Raw genomic sequence first — 18740 nt, 5'->3', positions numbered from 1 at the left:
CATACCCATCACGGCTTTACTTGCAGGCTGGCATACATCATATCGAGCAAGCCATTGACAATTGCGGTTTCGGCAAAACCCGGCTTGAGCCGCGACGAAACAACTTCGAAGGTGTAGGTGCCAAACGCGGCATCGTGGGGAATATAGCCCGAGCGGGCATAGCCGTTGGTTAAAGTGGTCATCAGAGTGTTGGCAAACGGCGATTCTTTTTTAAGGCGGGTCGAAATGGGGTTGAACACCTCGCCGTTGACGGCTGTAAGCGCAATGTCGCCCAGACGGATTAACCCTAGCCGGAGAGGAATCGAATCCGCATCGGCATACGTACCCGCGTAGCCCGCCCGGCCCTCATCCAGCCGTTTGCGTCCGGGGCAGGTGATCATGCGTTGATCGGCCTGGATAACAGGGTTGCTTGTCTTGCGTTTGGTGTTCCGCACAACGTGTAGCACCTCCTCGCCCAGCAGTTGCCCCATCGACAGCAGCATTTGCTTTTGCTGTTCCATCAGTTTGATCACCTTCGGGTCTTTCCGATCCAGCCCTTCGCCACCGGGCGGCATTTTATTGCTGATGTCGATACCGCGTTTGGCGTACTCCTTAACGCGGATTTCGCGTAAATCGTAGGTCTGCTGATAATAGATGGGGTTCTGATCACCACAGGCACCGGTCGACCAGAGGACCACCGCTTCATCGTCGAAGTTGTTTTCCAGATAGCGCGACGTAGCCCCCGGTACATCCCCGCTCACCTGATCGAACATACCGGCAATAACGCCGTGCATGGCATAGTTGTAATAGATGGCAATGGGTTTACCGGCCAGCGTTTCAAAGGTGACCACGGCTACGGTTTTGTCGGAGGGGCCATCGTAGTTCGGGCCTTCCCACCACCGGCGGGTGTCAGGGTCAATGATATTGCGGTTCACGTTGATGTACGATACACCTTCGCCGTAACCGACACGGGCGGACTGTAGCTTGTCTTTCGCCAGTTTGACAGCACTGGCAATTTTAGACTCGAAAACGTCTCCGCTGATCCCAAACGGCACACTGTGCGTATGCGTAGCGGTGATCAGTATGTTTCGGGCAGGAATGCCTGATGTGGCCGTAATTTTAGTAAGAATACGATCCGCCATTTCGTCGTTAATACCGCCAATATCTACCGAAACAAGTGCTACAGTCGAATTGCCATTGTTGACGACAACAGCCCTGGAGTATATGTTGTCGTTAATGCCGTAATACGGTTTCTTCAGTTCATTCAGGGCCGGTATTATGTCTACTTTGGCCGCCCCTACCGAAAGCGAAGCTGGTGGAGTAGACTGCGCAACAACCAGGTTTACGGCGTTTATGAGCCCTATAACTAACAGTTTTATCTTATTTTTCAGCAGTTTTTTCATAGGTCTAGCCGTTTATACAGGCAAGAAATAAAAGATAAACGAAACATAAAGCTACCCAACAATTAATCATCCCCGCCTGTCGTCTTCATGAGCAATTGTTCCTTTAGCCACTCCGCTCCCAGCCGCTCCTGCTCCACGCGCCACCCATTGCGGTTGAGCAGCAGGAACAAGGCGCGTTCTTCCTCCGTCAAGTAGGGCAAGTCAACCACGGGTGTCGTTTCGCCTTTGCTGACCAGGTGCTTGTGCGCGTCGAAGGTGGCGCGGTCCATCAGGAGCGATTGCGTTTGGGGGAATTGTTTGCGGCACTGGTTCAGAATCAGGAACCCGTGGGCATCGATGTCGCCCCAGTACAGGATTTGCTTGTCGGCCAGCCAGTCGGTGCCGCCCAGCAGGGTAACGGCGAAACCTCCGCCCCAGATGGCGATGCTGTCGGCTCGATTTGGGAAGATTAAAAATGTTGTGAGGTTTTCGATGATGAACACCCGGCTCGCACCCAAACGCAACTCCCGAAACTCGCTCAGCCAGATGCTGATATGCGATAAGGCAGGGTGCAGACGTACCAACGCATCCAGAAACCGAACTTTAACCAGCGGCTCCTCCACCTGTAGATGAAAGCGTTTGTAGAAATCCGATTCGTCGGCGTTCAGATGTTCCGGAATCAGGTGATCCAGCAGCGTGCGAAGTATGGGCCGGTTGTTTTCGATGAACTTGGTGGGCAGGGCAATGGGCAGGCTCCGTACGTATTGCCGGGGTTTCGGGTTTTGTATAAAATAACCAGCAACTGTTAGCAGATCAGGCCAGTTGTCGGCTTGGTCAATCACCAGTCGGGGCATTCGCTCAAACAGGTTGAGGAGCGATGGCGCGGTAGTACGAACAAGCGCTAAGGTCTGTACAAACGATTGATACTCGGCGGTTTTTCCGATCAGCCTGAGATAATCGGTAAGCGACTCGATATAAATTCGGGTGATGTACTGATTCTGTCCCACCTGCCGACTCCCCTGAGCGGTCCATTCCAGCGAATAGCCATACCCAATGGTCGACTTAGCCTGCTTACGTAACGCTTCCTGCTCCTGTTGAATGGTAATAAACCGTGTTAATTTGTCGGCCGATTTATCGAGACCGATCTGCGGAATATCCCTGGGGAAAAAGGTGTCGATCGTACCGTCCAGACAAGCCCGCAATAAGGAGCCATTCGTCCACCAGCGTTCGGCTTTTTGACGTACCTCATCAGGGCTAATCATCGGCTACAGCAGTTTTATGCAATTCCTTTGCTTCCTGATATGCCCGAATGGTCAGGTTACGCACCTTCGACGTTTCGTCGACACCCTTAGCCACATAATGCACATGCTGAACGTATCTGCTGGATGATGTTGACTTTCTCGCCGGGTGTTACAATCAGCAGTTGCAGATTCATCCGCCCGAACAGTTCCAGACCATACCGGGTACTTTCTTTCGAGCCCCGGCCAAAGGCTTCGTCAATAACCACCAGCCGGAACGTGCGCGGGGCGCCCTCCCAGGTGATATTGTACTGATACGAAATGGCCGACGCCAGAATCGTGTAGGCCAGCTTTTCCTTCTGCCCACCCGATTTTCCCGACGAATCGCTGTAGTATTCTTTCTCCGTATGGGTTTCTTTATACCGCTCACTGGCACCAAACGAATACCACTGCCGCACATCGGTCACTTTGTCGCGCCAGCGTTTATCTACTTCGTCCTGACTCATCAGTTTGTCCAGTATCTGTTTGACATCGGCAAACTTCCGTTCGGCATAATTATCCGTATCGCCGTAGCTGTTACTCAGGCAGTTGCGCAGGTCATTTTTAAAGGTGGCAATGTCAGCCGTTGTAACGGGTTCGGGTACTAACTGGATGTAGGTATCTAAGGCCGTGTCGTATGTGATTTCGGCCAGCCGTTCGTTAATTTTTTGTATTTTATCCTTTACGTCTTTTTCCGATTTCCCAAGCTGCATTTGCAGATGAACGATGCTGTTGATGGTACCTTCTTTGAGTTCCCTGCGGAAACGTTCCCGGTGGCGGGGTAAATCGTCGTCGGTAATGCGCTGGTAGAGTTCTTCGAAATCGCGGGCGGCTATGGGTGTCACACTGGCCTCGTAATCGCGGCTTTCGACTGGAAACGCATGACAATACTGTTGCATTTTTTTGACGACATCCTGCCCTGTTCGTTCTTTCTGTCCAGTCAATTTGTCAATTTCGCCATCCTTACCGGTCAATTGTTTTCGAAGCTCGTCCTCTTTCCGTTCAATATTACCAGCGTTCAAATCGGCGGTTCCCAGGCGTTCAACAATGGCGGCTTTGTGTGTACTGGAAAGTTGATCGTTCGGAATAGTGAGCCGATTAAGCCGTTGTAACCAAAGCGGCAACTGCTCCATTACATCATCGTCGCTCCGGAAAAACGATTCCAGCAGGTCGGCATCCTGATTTACCACATCCATCGTATCGAGTGCGTTATACAGTTTGTCAGCTAACGTTGTAGTCTGGTTTTTTAACTTACCAACTTCCTCAGCCTGTTTCTTATAGGCTTCTTTTTTAAGGTCAAGCGTCTTTTTTGTCTGCTGAATAGCTTCCTCAAGCCGGCTCAATTCGGAGGATTGCCCGGTCAATGTTTGCCGTTCCGTTTCCAGTTGTTCGATTTCAGCGGCTGTGTGTGGCCAATCGAGGTCGGCAAAGTCGCGCTGTTTACGAAGCTCGTCTATTGCCCGACTTTGTCCGTCAATTTGTTTTAATACCCGTTCGTGTTCGTCGAATTGGGTCTTCGTTCGACCAAGCTGTGCATCTAATTCAGCCAGTTGGCGGGTTAGCGCATTAATTTTTTGCTCATTGCTCCACCCCAGTACATAATCCCGCCGATTGGTCAGGTCACGTCGGTCGTCTTTTTCGTGCCGCATCTTCCCCATTTTTACCTGTCCGTTGCGGGTCATAGCGTAGGGAGTCCGCCGAAATTCATCTACAGATTCACAACAAATCAGGTTATGTTCCTGCCGAAGCTGGGTATCAAGCCAGTCGAAAAATGGGCTGTCGTCTTTGATGTCAACTTTGTTCACCAATGATTGGGCCGATAGTCTATCTATGGAGCGATAGTCGTGACCAATGGTTCGGTAATAGACCACTCGCTCGCCCAGCGTGATTCGTTCGACAGCATCTGCCACCCGACTGTAATCGGTATCATGAACCAGTAAACTCAGCCCCAGGCCGCGCAATCGGCGTTCGATAGCCCCCTCCCAGGCAGTTTCCGTAGGTTTTACCCGAATCAGTTCACCGGCAAATGGCAGATCAGTTTCCGTTAAGCTGGCGGCTTCAGCAATACGTCGGCGAATGGTCAGCCAGCGGTCAGGAATCTGCGTTTTACGTTGTTTGAGCGATACAATTTCTGTCTGGAGTTCATTACGGTCGTCGGCCAGTTGCCAGAGGTGTTGCATCAGTCGGTCCCGCTCCTGCTGAACAACAACCCGGTGTTTGTCAAGTTGCTCTGCAACCTGGTTCAACTGCCGCAAATTCACCGTAAACGTCGCAACATCCAGAGCGGTTGCTAAGTCGAGTAAAGTGCATAACTCGCGAGACTGTTTGGCATTGGCAGTGCGCTTTGCCCGTACGTCGTTTTTACTGTCTATCTCCTGCGCGATTGCCTTTAGTCTTTGGCCTACCGATGAGGTTTCGCGTGCTATTCGTAAGTCATTCAGGCGAGCCGTTGTATCATCTACCTCACGCTCAAGCTCATCGCGTTTGCCCGCTTCAATACCGTAGTACGTATCACATGCGTCTAGCTCTTCGCGGTACAGCTGCGCTTTATGATAGGCGAAAAAGAGGGGCAATTCGTCGGCAATTTGCGCTAAATCAGCAATTGCAGCTTCCTGCTGTTTGTACGTCTGCCAACGGCTGGTAATGGGTTCCAGTAAAAGCAACTGTCGTTGGGCCTGCTGCACGGCTTCATAAGCTGCGTTCAAATCGTCGAAGCGCCGAATAACGGTTTCAATGGTCTGATCAATATCGGTTTTTGCCAACATTTGCGCCCGCACAAAATCGGTTAGGTTGGCTACCTGTTTCATCGAAATGGTCTGATAAAACAAATCGAGTGCCTCCTCACTTCGAATGCCCAGCAGCGCCCGGAACCGGGTTGAATAGTCCTCAAACGTATCATATACCCATTCCTTCTGTTCCCTTAACCGCCGTTTGAGGTCGCGAATACTGTCGAAGCCAACGAAATGCTGCTTGACCGTTAACTCCCGTTCCGAAACAACGAAAAATTTATGGGGTGAATCCGTCACATCGGCCAGCCAGAATACCTGCGCCAGCGTAACGACCTGATTGGTGTTCTGATTCGTAAAATAAGCCAGCAAAACTGTATGCGTAGTGCCCGGCTCACGCAGATAAACTGCCTTGCTTTTATGTGATGTTTCTAATTTTTCGCCTTTAAAAGCGCCCAAAACATAGGATTTAAGTGTTCGTTCCCGCTTGTCAGACCCAGCGGCTTTGTTGTAGGTAATGCGGTCGTTACGCACCAGCAGGGTCGTCAACGCATCAACCAGGGTAGACTTACCCGCGCCAATGTCGCCCGTTAGGAGGGCATTATCGCCATTAGGCTCTATGTGCCATACTTTCTGATTAAACGTGCCCCAGTTTAGCACTTCCAGGCGGTGCAATCGGTAGCCTGCTTTGGCGAATGGATCAGTCGACGTCATGGTCAGGCGTTTGTTTAAAATAGGTAAGGGCGTACTGCCGAAGTTTCTCTTCAAATTCGTTGATGAATTCGATATCGACAAACGAGTTAAGAATCCGTCGAACCTCGTATTCATCGTCCGCATTTCCCAGGCTGCGTAGCAGTCCGTAGCGTTCGAGTGTATTGATCGACTCGTCGATTCGGTCGCGCACTTTGGCTTCGTCTTTCTGGCCGATGTTCAGAAAATTACTCAATTGCTCGTGTATATCAGCCCGATTGACACGAAGCATATTTTCGCCGGAAAATCGCTGGTGTTCAATTAACTGCTTACGGAACAACACCACCAGCAACGTAGTTGGGTAGTTTAGTGGCCGCTTCTCAATGAGTGCCGGGAGTTGGTCACGAATATCATCTTCTACATCTAACTCAATTAGGCGGGCATACCCTTCAGCTTCATCGAGATGTATGTCTCCTCCCCATTCAGCGAAGTGTTTACGAACTGCTTGCTGATGCTTGAGTAATAGACGCCAAAGTCGGTCTCGGGCCGGACTGTCCTGTTGTTGGTGAAGCGGGCCTTTATAGAGTGCTCCTATTACCTGCGCTTTTTCGATTTGAGCGATATCCATAAGTACTTGTGCTTGACAGGGTTATAAAATCATATTCATCCGCATCGGCGGCCCGGTTGTAAATCCTGTTAGAAAAATTATCGAATAAAGATGATTCTCGGTAATTGGAGCATACGTAAACCTTCATCTGTATCGTAGGCTATCTCATCCTGTATATCCTCACTCACTGTGGCTTTATTTTGTACTTCGCTCTGAGAAGCCAAAGACAGGTAGCCAACAATCTCGGCAAGTCCTTTTTGAGGGGGAAATTCGCTTAAAACAGCCGCCAGTGACACTTGGGGACGGTGCCGTAATAGCTGTCCGATGTTTGTTTCCAATTGTTCCAGCGACACATCGTCATCAGTTAATAATGCCGATATATCGGCATCCTGTTCGCCAGCGTCAACCGTTTCTGAACGAATGGTAGCCACGACTGATGGATGAAACAACCGACGATTCATGAAGAAGTCGAGTTGAGGTTTTCCATCAATGTGCATTAAATCGCGATTTTTGGGTGGCTGAGCCTTTACACGGACAGCTAGCTCCAATACTGACTCTATTTTTTGAAGGATATGTTTGTGTTCGCGAAAGAAATTAGTCTCAATTAGCCGTCGAAGGCTTTTTATAATCAGGTCATTCGCCCGGTTTACATTACCCCCGGCTTCGACCAGATCGAACTTGAGTCGTTCGAGGTCACGAAGGGCAGGAGCCAGTTCCCGCAGGGCAGATAGTTGAACAACTTCGTTCAGCAACATATCGAACTCATCCTGTTTTGCTTGATTCATCAACAACTCCCAGAACGACCGAAAGCTCTTGCCTTGATCTCGCCCCCAGATCCGTTCGTCAATCGTTGAAAACAGTTTATCTAAAAGATTCCCTTTGGAGAGCGGAGTCGTCAGGATTTCGTCGCGCAAACCCCTGTCGATATCACGGAAATTCTGCTCAACCTGCCGAAAATCAGCCAGAAGCCGCCGAGCTGTTTCCTGCACTAATTGAAAATTTTCCCGTATACGCGTAGCATCCCAAACGTCAAGCTCACCCCGCTCTATCCGGTCAATTTCGGCTTCCCGTTCCTGAATTTCTCGCCGTAGCTGCTCAATCCGGCTTGCTTTATCGCTCGAACTTCGGTAGGCTAATTGTTCAAGTAAATCGAACAAAACTCGTAGCCTTGATTCTGTTCCAACAAACTCGTTTTGATCAAGCTCCTGAAGCCACCGCAGCACTAGAACGGCATCAGGTGTCAATTCGTAGAATGGCTCATCATGTAGTAAATCGTCATAAAACCGACGAAGCATTCCGTCTTTAGTCCACTCCTCTAAATAATCGCGGGGTGTTTTAGCCGAACTATCCAACACGTCGATAGCCAGCAAAAAATCGGTTAACTTGTTAATCAGGTCTGGCTCAATGTATCGACTTTGCCGACGCTGTTCGAAGGCTTCATGCAGAAAGGAAACCATAACCGAAAAACCATCGGCTCGTTTGCGGAAAGCCGCCAGCACCGGATGTCGTTCATACAGGTTTTTGACCCAGTAATAATCAAAGGTTGGTGCTTTCTCAGACATACGATAGGCGAGTGTGTAATGACCAGAGCACAAACCTATTCGTTAAGAACGTAACCTATTTACGTTCTTTTTAAATTTATAAATTTTTTACCAGTCCAAAGCTGGCTTTTTCTCAAAAACACGTGCAATCAACTGGCAAAGCCATCCTAACGGTGTATTTCTACGCAAACACCTCGGCCAGTGGAATGCTGATTTTCAGTGTGTCATCCAGCAGTGTATCGGTATGCGTGAAGGTCTTAAAATCGTCGAACGAGCTGAATACGTAAATGGAGCGAAGGCCGGGCAACACTAACCAGCACGATTGAGCACCGTGCTCAAAATAAGCTTTCGATTTGTCGACCAACTCCTGAAGGCTCTGCATGGGCGATATGATTTCGATTGCACAGAGCGGGGGTGTGGTTATCCGAATCTCGTCCTGACGAACATCAATCGCCATTTTCGGATAAATTGCCAAATCAGGCACCGACCACCAACCGTTTAAATCAAGGCTGATTTCAGATAGGAAGGTGAAGCGGTCTTTATACCGGGATTTTAGTTCAAAGATGATATTGCTCTGGACGTAAGCATGTACTTTACTCGGCATAGGCTTCCCGCGTTCCTGTTCATATGCCGACTGTTCGGTTACCGCTTCCATGTCACTCCGGCGTTTAAAAGTTTATGTAAGTATAACGAAAATTTACTATAGAATAAATGTGCCTTTCATGTATGATCTGCTATTGAAGATAACATACCATTTGCTATCCTGTAATAAGTGATTTTCAGCACAATAAGTCGTGTGGATGGCATCAAAACCCTTCCAGGTCAAGTAAGTTGCCAGCATTAGCGGCCGTTGTGTATCAACGATAAACTTCAGCACAACGAACTAGGATGCAAGCGGCAGATTAATAATTGTACGAGCGTTGGCAATGTGGGCCGCATAAAGCAAGGTGGCCTGAATATCTGCCTCTTCAAGATAAGGGTAGTCTTCCAGAATTTCCTGATCAGTCATTCCAGCCGCTAGCAACTCCAGCAATTGCGCCACGGTGAACCGCATATTCCGAAGGGTTGGCTTCCCCTGACTAAAGGCTTAAAAGATGCTCAACTTCCTGCTTTAATAGATGAAGGCTTTTGACAACGACACTCCATACAATCACTTCATCTACTACATCATATGCGAGAATGACCCGATTACGTAAATCAACGATTCGCCGAGCATGCGAAATGGCTATTGTGGCGTTTACTTTTAATATTCGATTAGTCGCTTCTCCAATTATTTCTATTTCTCGCTAAACAGCACGTTGACTTATTATATTATTCTGGTAAATAATAAAATCGCGCTTGCCACCTAAATGAAAATCGATATAAGCAATTGCTTCCAGAATATCCACCAGCCATTTACGGATTTCATCACTCATAAATAGCCGTTTTTGTCTGCTCCAATACCGATATGAAATAAGGATTTTTCAACGATCGCTCAGTCACTAAATCAACGGAACGATTCAAGACAGACTCCAGGGCGTGTGCAATCGTAAAATAGTTTTCCCCATAACTAATCGGGTCCAGTGTATCATCAAAAGCAATTAACAGATCAATATCGCTAGCTTCGTTAAACTCTTCTGTACAGACAGAACCAAAGGCAAAGGCCCGCTTTACACCATTTTCACGCAGGATTTGAGTGACTACGGGTAGTTTATTAGCTAAAACGGCGTTGATCATGTCAATAGTTTTGGCTGTAAGTATAACGAATTTCCTCAGAACACCAGGCTAAACGTGCTCCCCTCGCCGGGTTTGGAGTCGGCAGTAAGCTGGCCGTTGTGAAGCTGCATGATTTGACGAGAAAGGCTTAGACCGATGCCGGAACCAGTTTTCTTGGTCGTGTAGAAGGGAATAAAAATCTGCTCCAGGGCCTCGGGTTCGATACCAACCCCGTTGTCGGTGACGCGGATAACCACACGGGGGCCCGTTGCTTCGGCTTCGATTTGAATGGTTGGATTTGGTGTTTTACCCAGACTTTCTACCGCATTTTTTATCAGGTTCAGCAACACCATTTCGATCTGGGCCGCATCGGCTCGAATGGCTAAATTAGGCGACGATATTGAAATCGAAATATGGTGTTTTTGCGCATCGGCCTGCACTAGTTGCGCTACGTTTCGCACTAACGGCTCCACCGATACATCGGCAAATACGGGTTGTGGAATCGTCGTAAAATGCCGATACGCATCCACAAACTGCATAATACCCGCGCCCCGCTGTTCAATGGTCGTTAACGCATCCCGCAAATCATTGACCGATTCGGCAACAAAGGCAGACTCGGCCGGGGACTGCTGTCCGGTGAAGGCTGGCAACGAGAGCGGCACCAAATCTGTTTCGACAATGTCGCGCATGGTGCCCGCCAGGGAAACAATTGGTGTAATGGAATTCATGATCTCATGCCGCAGCACTTTGGTCAGGTTCTGCCAGGCTTCGAGTTCGCGCTGCTGCAATTCCGAACGGATGTTCTGCATAGAGGCCACCGTTACGAGCCGTCCCCGCAGCCGGACGGCCGTGCAGCGCACCGACAGTTCACCATCGGTACCGGTCTGATAGGATACGGGAGTTGAGGAAGCCGTTGAGGCCCGGAGCATATCGGCCAGATCGGGATGGGTCGCGTTGAGGTCGTTGAGCGTGCGGATTCGGTAGATGCCCAACAGCCGAAGGGCCGTTTGATTGACCAACTCCACCTGACCGGTTGCGTCGAAGGTGAGGAGTCCGACACTCACGTGCTGAACGATGGTGTTGACGTAATGCAGGTTAGCCTCCTTCTCGGCCCGCGCCTGCCGGAAAGCGTCTAGTACTTCGTTGAACTGGTCGTTGAGTTCAGAGAAAGACGGGCCTAAATTACTATCGGCCCGGAAGGCAACGGCAAAATCAGAGTAACGTACTGACTCCAGAAATCGGGTCAGCTTACGGTTCAGGCCCGTAACGTACCGATACAGGTTGGCCGATAAAACGATATGAGTAACAAGCAGCGCAAAGATGGCCAGGCCATTCGCTTGCTGGAGATAGAAATAGGTTATCGCCCCGGTAAGGCCAACAATACCAACAATGCGCCAGCCTATACCGAGAACGAATCGATTCATGTTAGCCCGCGATCCAGCTAAATGGATATTCAAGCGTGGGCACCTTGGTGCGCTCAGCAATCCGGCGCAGTCGGGCCGGTAACGCCATCACGTAATCACGGGCACGCTGACCGGCATCGTTCAGATCCGTCATGGTATCAATTTGCCACTCAGCCACCAGTGCCTCGGCAATTTCGATATAATCGTAGGTCGTATAAACGCCCAAACGCTGAGCGGCATCCGAAAAATGGCTGAAGGTCTGGCCAATTTTCACGCCACTTTCGCGCAGAAAATGGGCAGGCATCACAATTTTCTTGCGCATCATATCTTCAAAAGCGAGCATCATTTCGGATGGGTCAACTTCAAAAATCTGCCGGACAAAATCTTTATAAGCTTTCGCGTGGCGCATCTCATCGGAGGCAATCACACCGCATATTTTCGACAACTGGTTGCAACCCGCCTGTTTGGCAAGCGTAGCCGTCCGGCGGTGCGATACATTGGTAGCCAGCTCCTGAAATGAGGTATAAATGAAGTTGCGATAGGGATCTCTACCCGTTCCGATATCGAAGCCATCCGCAATAAGATACTGCGTCGATACTTCCATTGCCCGCATGTTGACCCGGCCCGATAAGTACAAAAACTTGTTCAGCAAGTCACCATGGCGGTTTTCTTCGGCTGTCCAGCTACGAATCCAGCGTGTCCAGCCCGTTGAACTACCCTGGTCGATGCCTTCCATATCCATCAGCCACGATTCGTACGTGGGCAGCGCTTCTTCCGTGATGGTATCGCCAACCAGTACGGCTACGTAATCGTAGGATAGCTCGCGGGTGCTTTCGCGGAGTAATTTAACTTCGTCTAGAAATGACTCTTTTGTCGAATCGGGGAGCAAATCGGCGGGTTGCCAGTTGGTCTCGATGGGCTTAAGAAATTCATCTACAGATGCGTCGATTTTTTCGCCGACGAAACGCATTACATCCAAACGTGTGCCAGATAAGATCATGTAGTAATAACAAAGAAACGGGTCAATTTATCCCAATGTCCGGCAAAGTTCGGCTAAAAGAGTCGATGTTTTTGAATCGCTTTCGTTTTTCTTCCCGACTATCAACGACTCCTTGTTAATTTTGGGCTATACTAGCTGCTTCGCTGACGCCTGTAGGCCCCATGAAAAAAATTTTAGATTACATATTGAGTTGCGTTTACCTGCTTTATTTCGGATTGGTATTATGCGTTTTCCACGTTATGCAGGCCACCGCCTTTAATTTATTTGGTCGCCCGGCTCATAAAAAAACCGTCGACTGGATGAACGCCAGCATTGCCTATGGCTGGTATTTGACCGGCAGCACAATCCGTTTTAAACAACTCACCGACCTCCCCACCGACCGACCCATTATTTTTGTGGCCAATCACCAGAGCATGTTCGACATTTCGCCCATCATCTGGTTTCTGCGTCGACACACACCGACGTTCGTTTCCAAGGTTGAACTATCACATGGTATACCCGGCGTTTCCTACAATTTACGTAAAAGTGGTGCTGCGCTGATTGACAGAAAAGATGCCAAACAAGCTATTGTCGAGATTGCCCGTTTAGGCAAGCTGATTCAGCAGCAGAATCTATCCGCAGTGATCTTTCCGGAAGGAACCCGGTCGGCATCGGGAACAATGCGCCCCTTTGTAACGGGCGGTGTAGCCACCTTGCTGAAACGGGCACCATCGGCGCTTGTAGTTCCGGTCACGATTCGGGGAACGGGCCATTTTAACCCTAAAGGCATGTTTCCGCTCCGGTCATTCTCTAAAATGTCGTGGACTGCGCTTGCCGGTATCGAACCCGCAGGCCGCACACCCGACGAGGTTGTCAAACTGGCGCAGGAAGCGATTGCTACAGAGTTGACTCACGCCGGTTTAGACTAGACCAGTTTGGATTCACAGGTTGTAATCAGTATATTTCATAAAAAACAACGATATGACTACGGTAGAAGTGAACATCTTAGCAGACGAAGATCAGGATTTCGTTATGACTATTCTGAACGCATTAGCGCAGAAACATATTATCGAATTTGACCGTACAGACTCGTTTTCTGCCGAGGGGCCAAAACTGTCTACTGACGATTTAATAAGTCGTATCAATACAGCTGAGCAAGGAAAGCGTTATTCGTTTGACGAAGCAAAAGCAAAGCTTGGCCTATGAATCCAACCGATTGGGAGTTAGTTTTTACTGATTACTTTTTAGAACAAGTTGCCCTTATTCAGGAATATACTTCTCAATTTTCAGAAAAACGTGGACGACAATTGACGTCTGCTCTGATGAATTTTGTTGCTGATCGCATCCCGCTTAATCCCTACGCATTTATTGAATATGAGGTTTTGAAAACGCCGGACGGCTCATATCGACGCGCCGTTTTCAAAAATAATTACGCTATCATTTATCGAATCGATGAGTCTACCCTCATTTTTCTGGACGTATATCACACCAGTCGAAATAAAGGTAGCCTTGACACTGATCATTAAAGTCCAAACTTCTCCAACCGCCTGTACAGCGCCTGCCGCGATACGCCCAACTCCCGCGCTACATCGGTGATACTGCCCCGGTGTTTTTGCATCGCCTGTTGAATCAATTGCCGCTCCATATCTTCCAGTTGCAGAGTTTCATTAACGGGCGATGCCGCGTTGCCATCTTTCCGGAAAACGAAATTAGCCGGTTCCAGCAAGGTGCTCGAACTGGTGTCAGGTCGGGCATCTCCAGGCCGGGCCGCGTCAGGTCGGGCTAGAATAACGGCCCGCTCAACGGCGTGCTGCAACTCCCGAACATTGCCGGGCCAACGGTATTGCTTCATTTCGGCCAGTAGTGCCGGACTCAGGCCCGATACGGGGCGATTGTACTGCTTTGCATATTTCTTCAGAAAAAATTCAGCTAATGGGCCAATGTCTGATGGACGCTCGCGCAGCGGTGGCAAATGGAGTTCAATCGTGTTGATTCGGTACAATAAATCCTGACGGAAACCGCGCTCAGCCACACGCTCATTGAGGTCGGCGTTGGTGGCGCAGATGAGTCGCACATCCAGCGCACGGGCTTTGTTTGAGCCTACGCGCGTAACCTGCCGCTGTTGCAGTACCGTTAAGAGTCGGGCTTGCTGCGAAGGCGTCAGGTTACCAATTTCGTCCAGAAAAATAGTGCCGCCATTCGCTTCTTCAAAGCGTCCGGCCCGGTCGTCGCGGGCATCAGTAAAGGCTCCTTTCACATGGCCAAATAATTCACTCTCGAACAGGCTTTCAGTTAGAGCACCCACATCGACACTCACAAAGGGCTTATCTTTCCGGTGGGAGTTGTCATGAATAGCCCGAGCAATCAAGTCTTTGCCGGTGCCGTTTTCGCCCAAAATCAGGACATTGGCATCCGTTGGAGCCACCTGTTCTACGGTATCTAAAATCGGGCGCATGGCGCTCCCAATGATCGTTGTACTGCCCTGGCTACCTTTTTTGCGGGTAGATTTCTGAGCATCTTCAAGCTCTTCCAGTTCTTCTTTTTTTCCTTTGACAGCGCCACGAATGGTATCCAGAAACTTGTCGTTCTGCCAGGGTTTCAGCACAAAATCGACGGCCCCGGCTTTGATAGCCCGCACCGCCATTTCGACATCGCCGTAGGCCGTAAACAAAACCACCCGCGCTTTGGGGTCAATATCCAGAATACGGTCAAGCCAGGCGAAGCCTTCCCGGCCACTGCTCACATCGCGCTGGAAATTCATGTCGAGTACGATGGCGTCGTACCGGTTGTTGTTGAGGAGAAAAGGCAGTTTTTCAGGATTTTTCTCGATGTCTACCGCGCCAACATGTCTTTTTAGCAACAGTCGGGCCGCCAGTAATACGTCGGGGTCATCATCGACGAGTAAGAGTTTAGCATCTTGCATAGATCAAAGATAGAAGGCTTAACGAATTGTTGCACGCCGGTATCGAATCATCAACAAATTACGCTTTTCTTACTTACTTTGGTTGATTAAAAGTCGTTAAGCGGTCAGTATGGTCAGTAGATGGTCAGTTGTCTAATTCGGTGGCAAAACGTCCCTTCTAGCTACTTTAATAATCTTTATGATGACAAATAATCTGCCCGCTAGTGACTCTGTATGCAGAACAAATGACTGACAATTACCCCTCCTTTGACGACCGCTGGTTTTACGCCCTTGTAGCCGTAGGTATATTTCTGAATGCCACCGGCCTGTTTCCACCTATCATGGAGCTCGATGGTGCTCTCTATGCCTGCATTGCCAAACAAATGGCACAATCCGGCGATTTCGTTAACCTTTACGCCGTGGGTGCCGATTGGCTCGACAAGCCGCATTTGCCATTTTGGGTAATTGCCGTGAGTTACAAAATCTTCGGCATCAACACCTTTGGCTACAAATTTCCGGCATTACTATTTTTTCTCGGAAGCGTAATTTACACCTATAAATTCGCCCGGCTGACCTATCCAAAACTAACCGCGCAAGTGGCCGCGCTGGTACTTCTGACAGCTTTTCACGGCGTTCTGTCAAACAGCGATGTTCGCGCTGAGCCCTACCTGATGCCACTCATTATCGGCCCGGTGTATCATTTTTACCGCGTGTTTATGGGCGATAGACATGACAGGAGCGCCATATCTTTGAGATATGGCGCTCCTAAGAGCTGGCTTCATCTCCTTATTGGCTCCTTCCTGACTGGGTGCGCCCTGATGACCAAAGGCGTCTTTGTGCTTATCCCGATTGGTGGTGGTTTGGTACTGCACTGGCTGCTGACCGGCCATTGGCGGGAACTGCTCAAAATACGCTGGTATGTGGCGGTTGCCCTGTCATTTGCGTTCACGCTTCCCGAAATCTACTGCCTGTACCAACAGTTCGATCTTCATCCCGAAAAAGTCATTTTTGGGCAGACGGGCGTATCGGGCGTCAAGTTTTTTTTCTGGGACAGTCAGTTTGGGCGGTTCTTTAATACGGGGCCAATCAAAGGCGAAGGTGATAAGTTCTTTTTCGTCCATACGCTTTTATGGGCCTTTTTGCCCTGGTCATTGCCGTTGTATATAGGTATTGGTAAACAGGTGATTGCATTAATAAAACGGAAAACTAATGGTGCACCAATCGAATATGTTTCGTTGGGTTCCGGGCTGCTAACGTTCGCGTTGTTTTCATTTTCGGGCTTTCAATTGCCCCACTACATGAACATCGTTTTTCCGTTCTTCGCCATTCTAACAGCGCAGTTTTTAGTAAATCTGAAACCAAATACGCTCCGTCGGTGGACAATTGGGCAAACCGGTATTGGGGTAGCCATTGCCGCTATTGCCCTTGCCCTTTTACTACTGGTTCAACCCGACAATGTTATTAGCGCACTGGTTTGGGTAGTCGTTATCACCATTGCAACATTCAGCATTTTCCGGCAAAACACGCTCCTTTCCTTATCAGGCCGCATGGTGGGTGCCATGCTGGTGCTGGCTGGTACGCTGAATCTGTTTTTGTATCCAACATTCCTGCGCTATCAGGCGGGTATGGCCACGGCAAATTATGTGAATGCTAATCCAACGCTGGCCAAGCGTCCCACAATACTGTATGAACCGGGAACAGGTGTTGGTGGGGGCAGTTTCTGGACGTATGAATTTTACGCCAAAGCCCCAACAACCTACGCTCGTACGGATTCAGTGCTACAAATGCAGCTAAAAAAGTCGTCCCAACAGGTATTCACGACTGCGCTATATGCCGATTCGCTGGAGTTGCGCGGCTTTCAGGTTAAGCGGCTGGCGTTATTTCCTTATTATCACGTCAGCCAATTGACCTATGATTTCCTGAACCCAGCCACCCGAGCCCAAACTTTATTGCCTTATGTGCTGGCAGAAGTGGGGTCTATGAGTGAAAGAGCGAAAGAGTGAAAGAGCGTTTTGTGGGCTGGCACAACAACATTGAATTGGCGTACACTGCGGTCATAAGAACCCCAAAAGCGGACAATTTCCGTCCGAAAGCGGACACAGAGTAGCTCTAACTTTAGTTTAAATTGCTGATAATCAGAATAAGCAGCCTATTGGCATGACTATTGGCATAAGGCATTCTAGCGAATGAGCTTCGAGTCCGGAACTGCTATTTATAACACTAGCGGCCCGCTGGAACGCCAGACCACTCTTTCACTCTTTCACTCATTCGCTCTTTAAACGTAATGGATCGCGTACTACCTAAACGATTTTGGACAACCCAACGCATGGCTCTTTTCGGAGGGGGCACGTTGGTAATAGGCTTGCTGGCTTACACGTTTTTCTTCGCCGACCGTCGGTCGAAGCTCAATGTCGAAAAAGATAAAATTACCGTTTCCGCTGTTTCGACAGGGCCTTTTGAAGATTTCATCGCTGTAACGGGCGTTGTACAACCTCTGAAAACCATCCGGCTCGATGCCATTGAAGGTGGGTATGTTACTCAGAAACTCGTTGAAGGCGGCAACACTGTAAAGCAGGGCGAGGTGCTTCTGAAACTGGAAAATCAAAGTCTTAAACTGAGCTTTCTACAATCCGAAACGGAGGCCAACCGATTGGTTAACGACCTGCAAAATACGCGTCAGCGCCTACAGGTTGAGCGGTTTACGCTTCGCAAAACCCTGGCGGATCTGGATGCACAAATCGATCAGGCAAAAGACTCCTACGACCGGCAGGCCAAATTATATAAGGACAAAGTTGTTTCAGAAGAGGATTACCTAAAAGCCAAACGTGCCTACGAACGACTGGCTGGCCAGCGCGTTATTGAAATCGAAACGCAGAAATACCAGGAGGATAACGCGAAGTTCCAGATCAAACAATTAGAGGGCACCTTGCAACGTACGCAGAAAAATGTGGCTCTTTGGCAACAGACGCTCGATAACCTGGTTGTGAAAGCGCCGGTCTCGGGGCAGTTGTCCAGCATCGACGTGGAAGTTGGCTCGAACATTAACCGAGGCCAGAACATTGGCCAGATTGATGACCTCAACGGTTTCAAGATGCGCGTCGGGGTCGACGAGCATTACATCAGCCGGGTATTTTCAGGATTGAACGGTTCATTTGAATTTAACGGTAAAATGCATGAACTGACCATTAGCCGGGTGTACCCCGAAGTAAAAAGCGGTCGGTTCGAGGTAGACATGATCTTCCCGAAAGGCACCCCCGAAGGCATCAAACGTGGCCAGTCATCGCCAATTCAACTGGAGTTGGGCAAAGCGGCTAAAGCGACGCTCATTCCTGTCGGCGGCTTCTTCTCCGACACGGGTGGTAACTGGGTATACGTTGTGGATAAATCGGGCAAACGGGCCGTAAAACGCCAGATTACCTTGGGCCGCAAAAACCCCGAGTTCTACGAAGTTCTGGACGGCCTCCAGCCCGGCGAGCAGGTGATAACAAGTAGTTATGAGAATTTTGGCGATAATGAGGTGTTAGAATTTTAGTTGAAGGGAGTAGAGGGACGAAGGGGA

General features: G+C 49.3%; 17 protein-coding genes and 1 pseudogene. 5 read left to right on the top strand and 13 right to left on the bottom strand.

Annotation, left to right across the window (positions count from 1 at the left end; genetic code table 11):
• Nucleotides 1-8 precede the first annotated feature (8 nt).
• The 12 genes and pseudogenes from CWM47_RS17245 to CWM47_RS17195 form a co-directional block, all read right to left on the bottom strand.
• Nucleotides 9-1382 (bottom strand): neutral/alkaline non-lysosomal ceramidase N-terminal domain-containing protein, encoded by a 1374-nt coding sequence (locus CWM47_RS17245; protein ID WP_100989492.1) that lies wholly within the window; start codon nt 1380-1382, stop codon nt 9-11.
• Nucleotides 1383-1444: 62 nt separating this feature from the next.
• Nucleotides 1445-2623: a Wadjet anti-phage system protein JetD domain-containing protein gene (locus CWM47_RS17240; RefSeq protein ID WP_100989491.1), complete on the bottom strand. Its 1179-nt coding sequence runs from the start codon at nt 2621-2623 to the stop codon at nt 1445-1447.
• Between the two features lie 86 nt (nt 2624-2709).
• The gene (locus CWM47_RS17235; RefSeq protein WP_170069433.1) at nt 2710-6132 is read right to left on the bottom strand and encodes an ATP-binding protein; all 3423 of its coding nucleotides are present in this window, start codon (nt 6130-6132) and stop codon (nt 2710-2712) included.
• Nucleotides 6065-6682: a DUF4194 domain-containing protein gene (locus tag CWM47_RS17230; RefSeq protein WP_100989489.1), complete on the bottom strand. Its 618-nt coding sequence runs from the start codon at nt 6680-6682 to the stop codon at nt 6065-6067. The genes CWM47_RS17235 and CWM47_RS17230 overlap by 68 nt, the downstream gene beginning before the upstream one ends.
• A gap of 77 nt (nt 6683-6759) precedes the next feature.
• On the bottom strand, nt 6760-8223 hold the full coding sequence (locus CWM47_RS17225) for a DUF3375 domain-containing protein (RefSeq protein ID WP_100989488.1): 1464 nt from the start codon (nt 8221-8223) through the stop codon (nt 6760-6762).
• A 160-nt stretch (nt 8224-8383) separates the two neighbouring features.
• Nucleotides 8384-8857 carry a Uma2 family endonuclease gene (locus CWM47_RS17220; RefSeq protein ID WP_100989487.1) on the bottom strand — a complete coding sequence of 158 codons (474 nt, stop codon included), beginning with the start codon at nt 8855-8857 and terminating at the stop codon, nt 8384-8386.
• Between the two features lie 228 nt (nt 8858-9085).
• Nucleotides 9086-9268, bottom strand: a pseudogene (locus CWM47_RS17215) (DUF433 domain-containing protein); the annotation flags it as partial.
• Between the two features lie 13 nt (nt 9269-9281).
• A complete protein-coding gene (locus CWM47_RS40260) occupies nt 9282-9476 on the bottom strand; it encodes a HepT-like ribonuclease domain-containing protein (RefSeq protein WP_394342018.1) in 195 nt (64 codons plus the stop codon).
• 12 nt (nt 9477-9488) lie between these two features.
• On the bottom strand, nt 9489-9617 hold the full coding sequence (locus CWM47_RS39790; protein ID WP_262512017.1) for a hypothetical protein: 129 nt from the start codon (nt 9615-9617) through the stop codon (nt 9489-9491).
• Nucleotides 9610-9918 (bottom strand): nucleotidyltransferase family protein, encoded by a 309-nt coding sequence (locus CWM47_RS17205; protein ID WP_100989485.1) that lies wholly within the window; start codon nt 9916-9918, stop codon nt 9610-9612. Before CWM47_RS17205 ends, CWM47_RS39790 begins: the two co-directional genes overlap by 8 nt.
• 35 nt (nt 9919-9953) lie before the next feature.
• Entirely contained in the window at nt 9954-11321 is a 1368-nt protein-coding gene (locus CWM47_RS17200) for a sensor histidine kinase (protein ID WP_100989484.1), read from the bottom strand.
• Nucleotide 11322: 1 nt separating this feature from the next.
• Nucleotides 11323-12300, bottom strand: coding sequence for an acyl-ACP desaturase (locus CWM47_RS17195; protein WP_206170652.1), 978 nt, complete (start codon nt 12298-12300; stop codon nt 11323-11325).
• Nucleotides 12301-12461: 161 nt separating this feature from the next.
• On the opposite strand from CWM47_RS17195, the gene CWM47_RS17190 reads away from it, so the two are divergent.
• Genes CWM47_RS17190 through CWM47_RS17180 form a run of 3 tightly spaced genes read left to right on the top strand, consistent with a single transcriptional unit; the run spans nt 12462 to nt 13805 of the window.
• Nucleotides 12462-13208 carry a lysophospholipid acyltransferase family protein gene (locus CWM47_RS17190; RefSeq protein WP_100989483.1) on the top strand — a complete coding sequence of 249 codons (747 nt, stop codon included), beginning with the start codon at nt 12462-12464 and terminating at the stop codon, nt 13206-13208.
• A 52-nt stretch (nt 13209-13260) separates the two neighbouring features.
• Complete coding sequence (locus tag CWM47_RS17185) at nt 13261-13485, top strand: hypothetical protein (RefSeq protein ID WP_100989482.1); 225 nt, start codon at nt 13261-13263, stop codon at nt 13483-13485.
• Nucleotides 13482-13805: a type II toxin-antitoxin system RelE/ParE family toxin gene (locus tag CWM47_RS17180; protein WP_100989481.1), complete on the top strand. Its 324-nt coding sequence runs from the start codon at nt 13482-13484 to the stop codon at nt 13803-13805. Before CWM47_RS17185 ends, CWM47_RS17180 begins: the two co-directional genes overlap by 4 nt.
• On the opposite strand, the gene CWM47_RS17175 is transcribed toward CWM47_RS17180, so the two are convergent.
• Entirely contained in the window at nt 13802-15202 is a 1401-nt protein-coding gene (locus CWM47_RS17175; protein WP_100989480.1) for a sigma-54-dependent transcriptional regulator, read from the bottom strand. The two genes, CWM47_RS17180 and CWM47_RS17175, sit on opposite strands and share 4 nt — an antisense overlap.
• A gap of 224 nt (nt 15203-15426) precedes the next feature.
• Between CWM47_RS17175 and CWM47_RS17170 the strand changes: the two genes are divergently transcribed.
• Both CWM47_RS17170 and CWM47_RS17165 read left to right on the top strand, forming a co-directional pair.
• Nucleotides 15427-17184, top strand: a complete 1758-nt coding sequence (locus CWM47_RS17170) for an ArnT family glycosyltransferase (protein WP_100989479.1) — start codon at nt 15427-15429, stop codon at nt 17182-17184.
• 281 nt (nt 17185-17465) lie between these two features.
• The gene (locus CWM47_RS17165; protein WP_100989478.1) at nt 17466-18713 is read left to right on the top strand and encodes an efflux RND transporter periplasmic adaptor subunit; all 1248 of its coding nucleotides are present in this window, start codon (nt 17466-17468) and stop codon (nt 18711-18713) included.
• Nucleotides 18714-18740 lie beyond the last annotated feature (27 nt).

It is taken from the genome of Spirosoma pollinicola (genome assembly GCF_002831565.1).
Lineage (GTDB): Bacteria > Bacteroidota > Bacteroidia > Cytophagales > Spirosomataceae > Spirosoma > Spirosoma pollinicola.
Note: the sequence above shows the minus strand (reverse complement) of the source record. Positions and strands in the feature narration are given on the sequence as shown.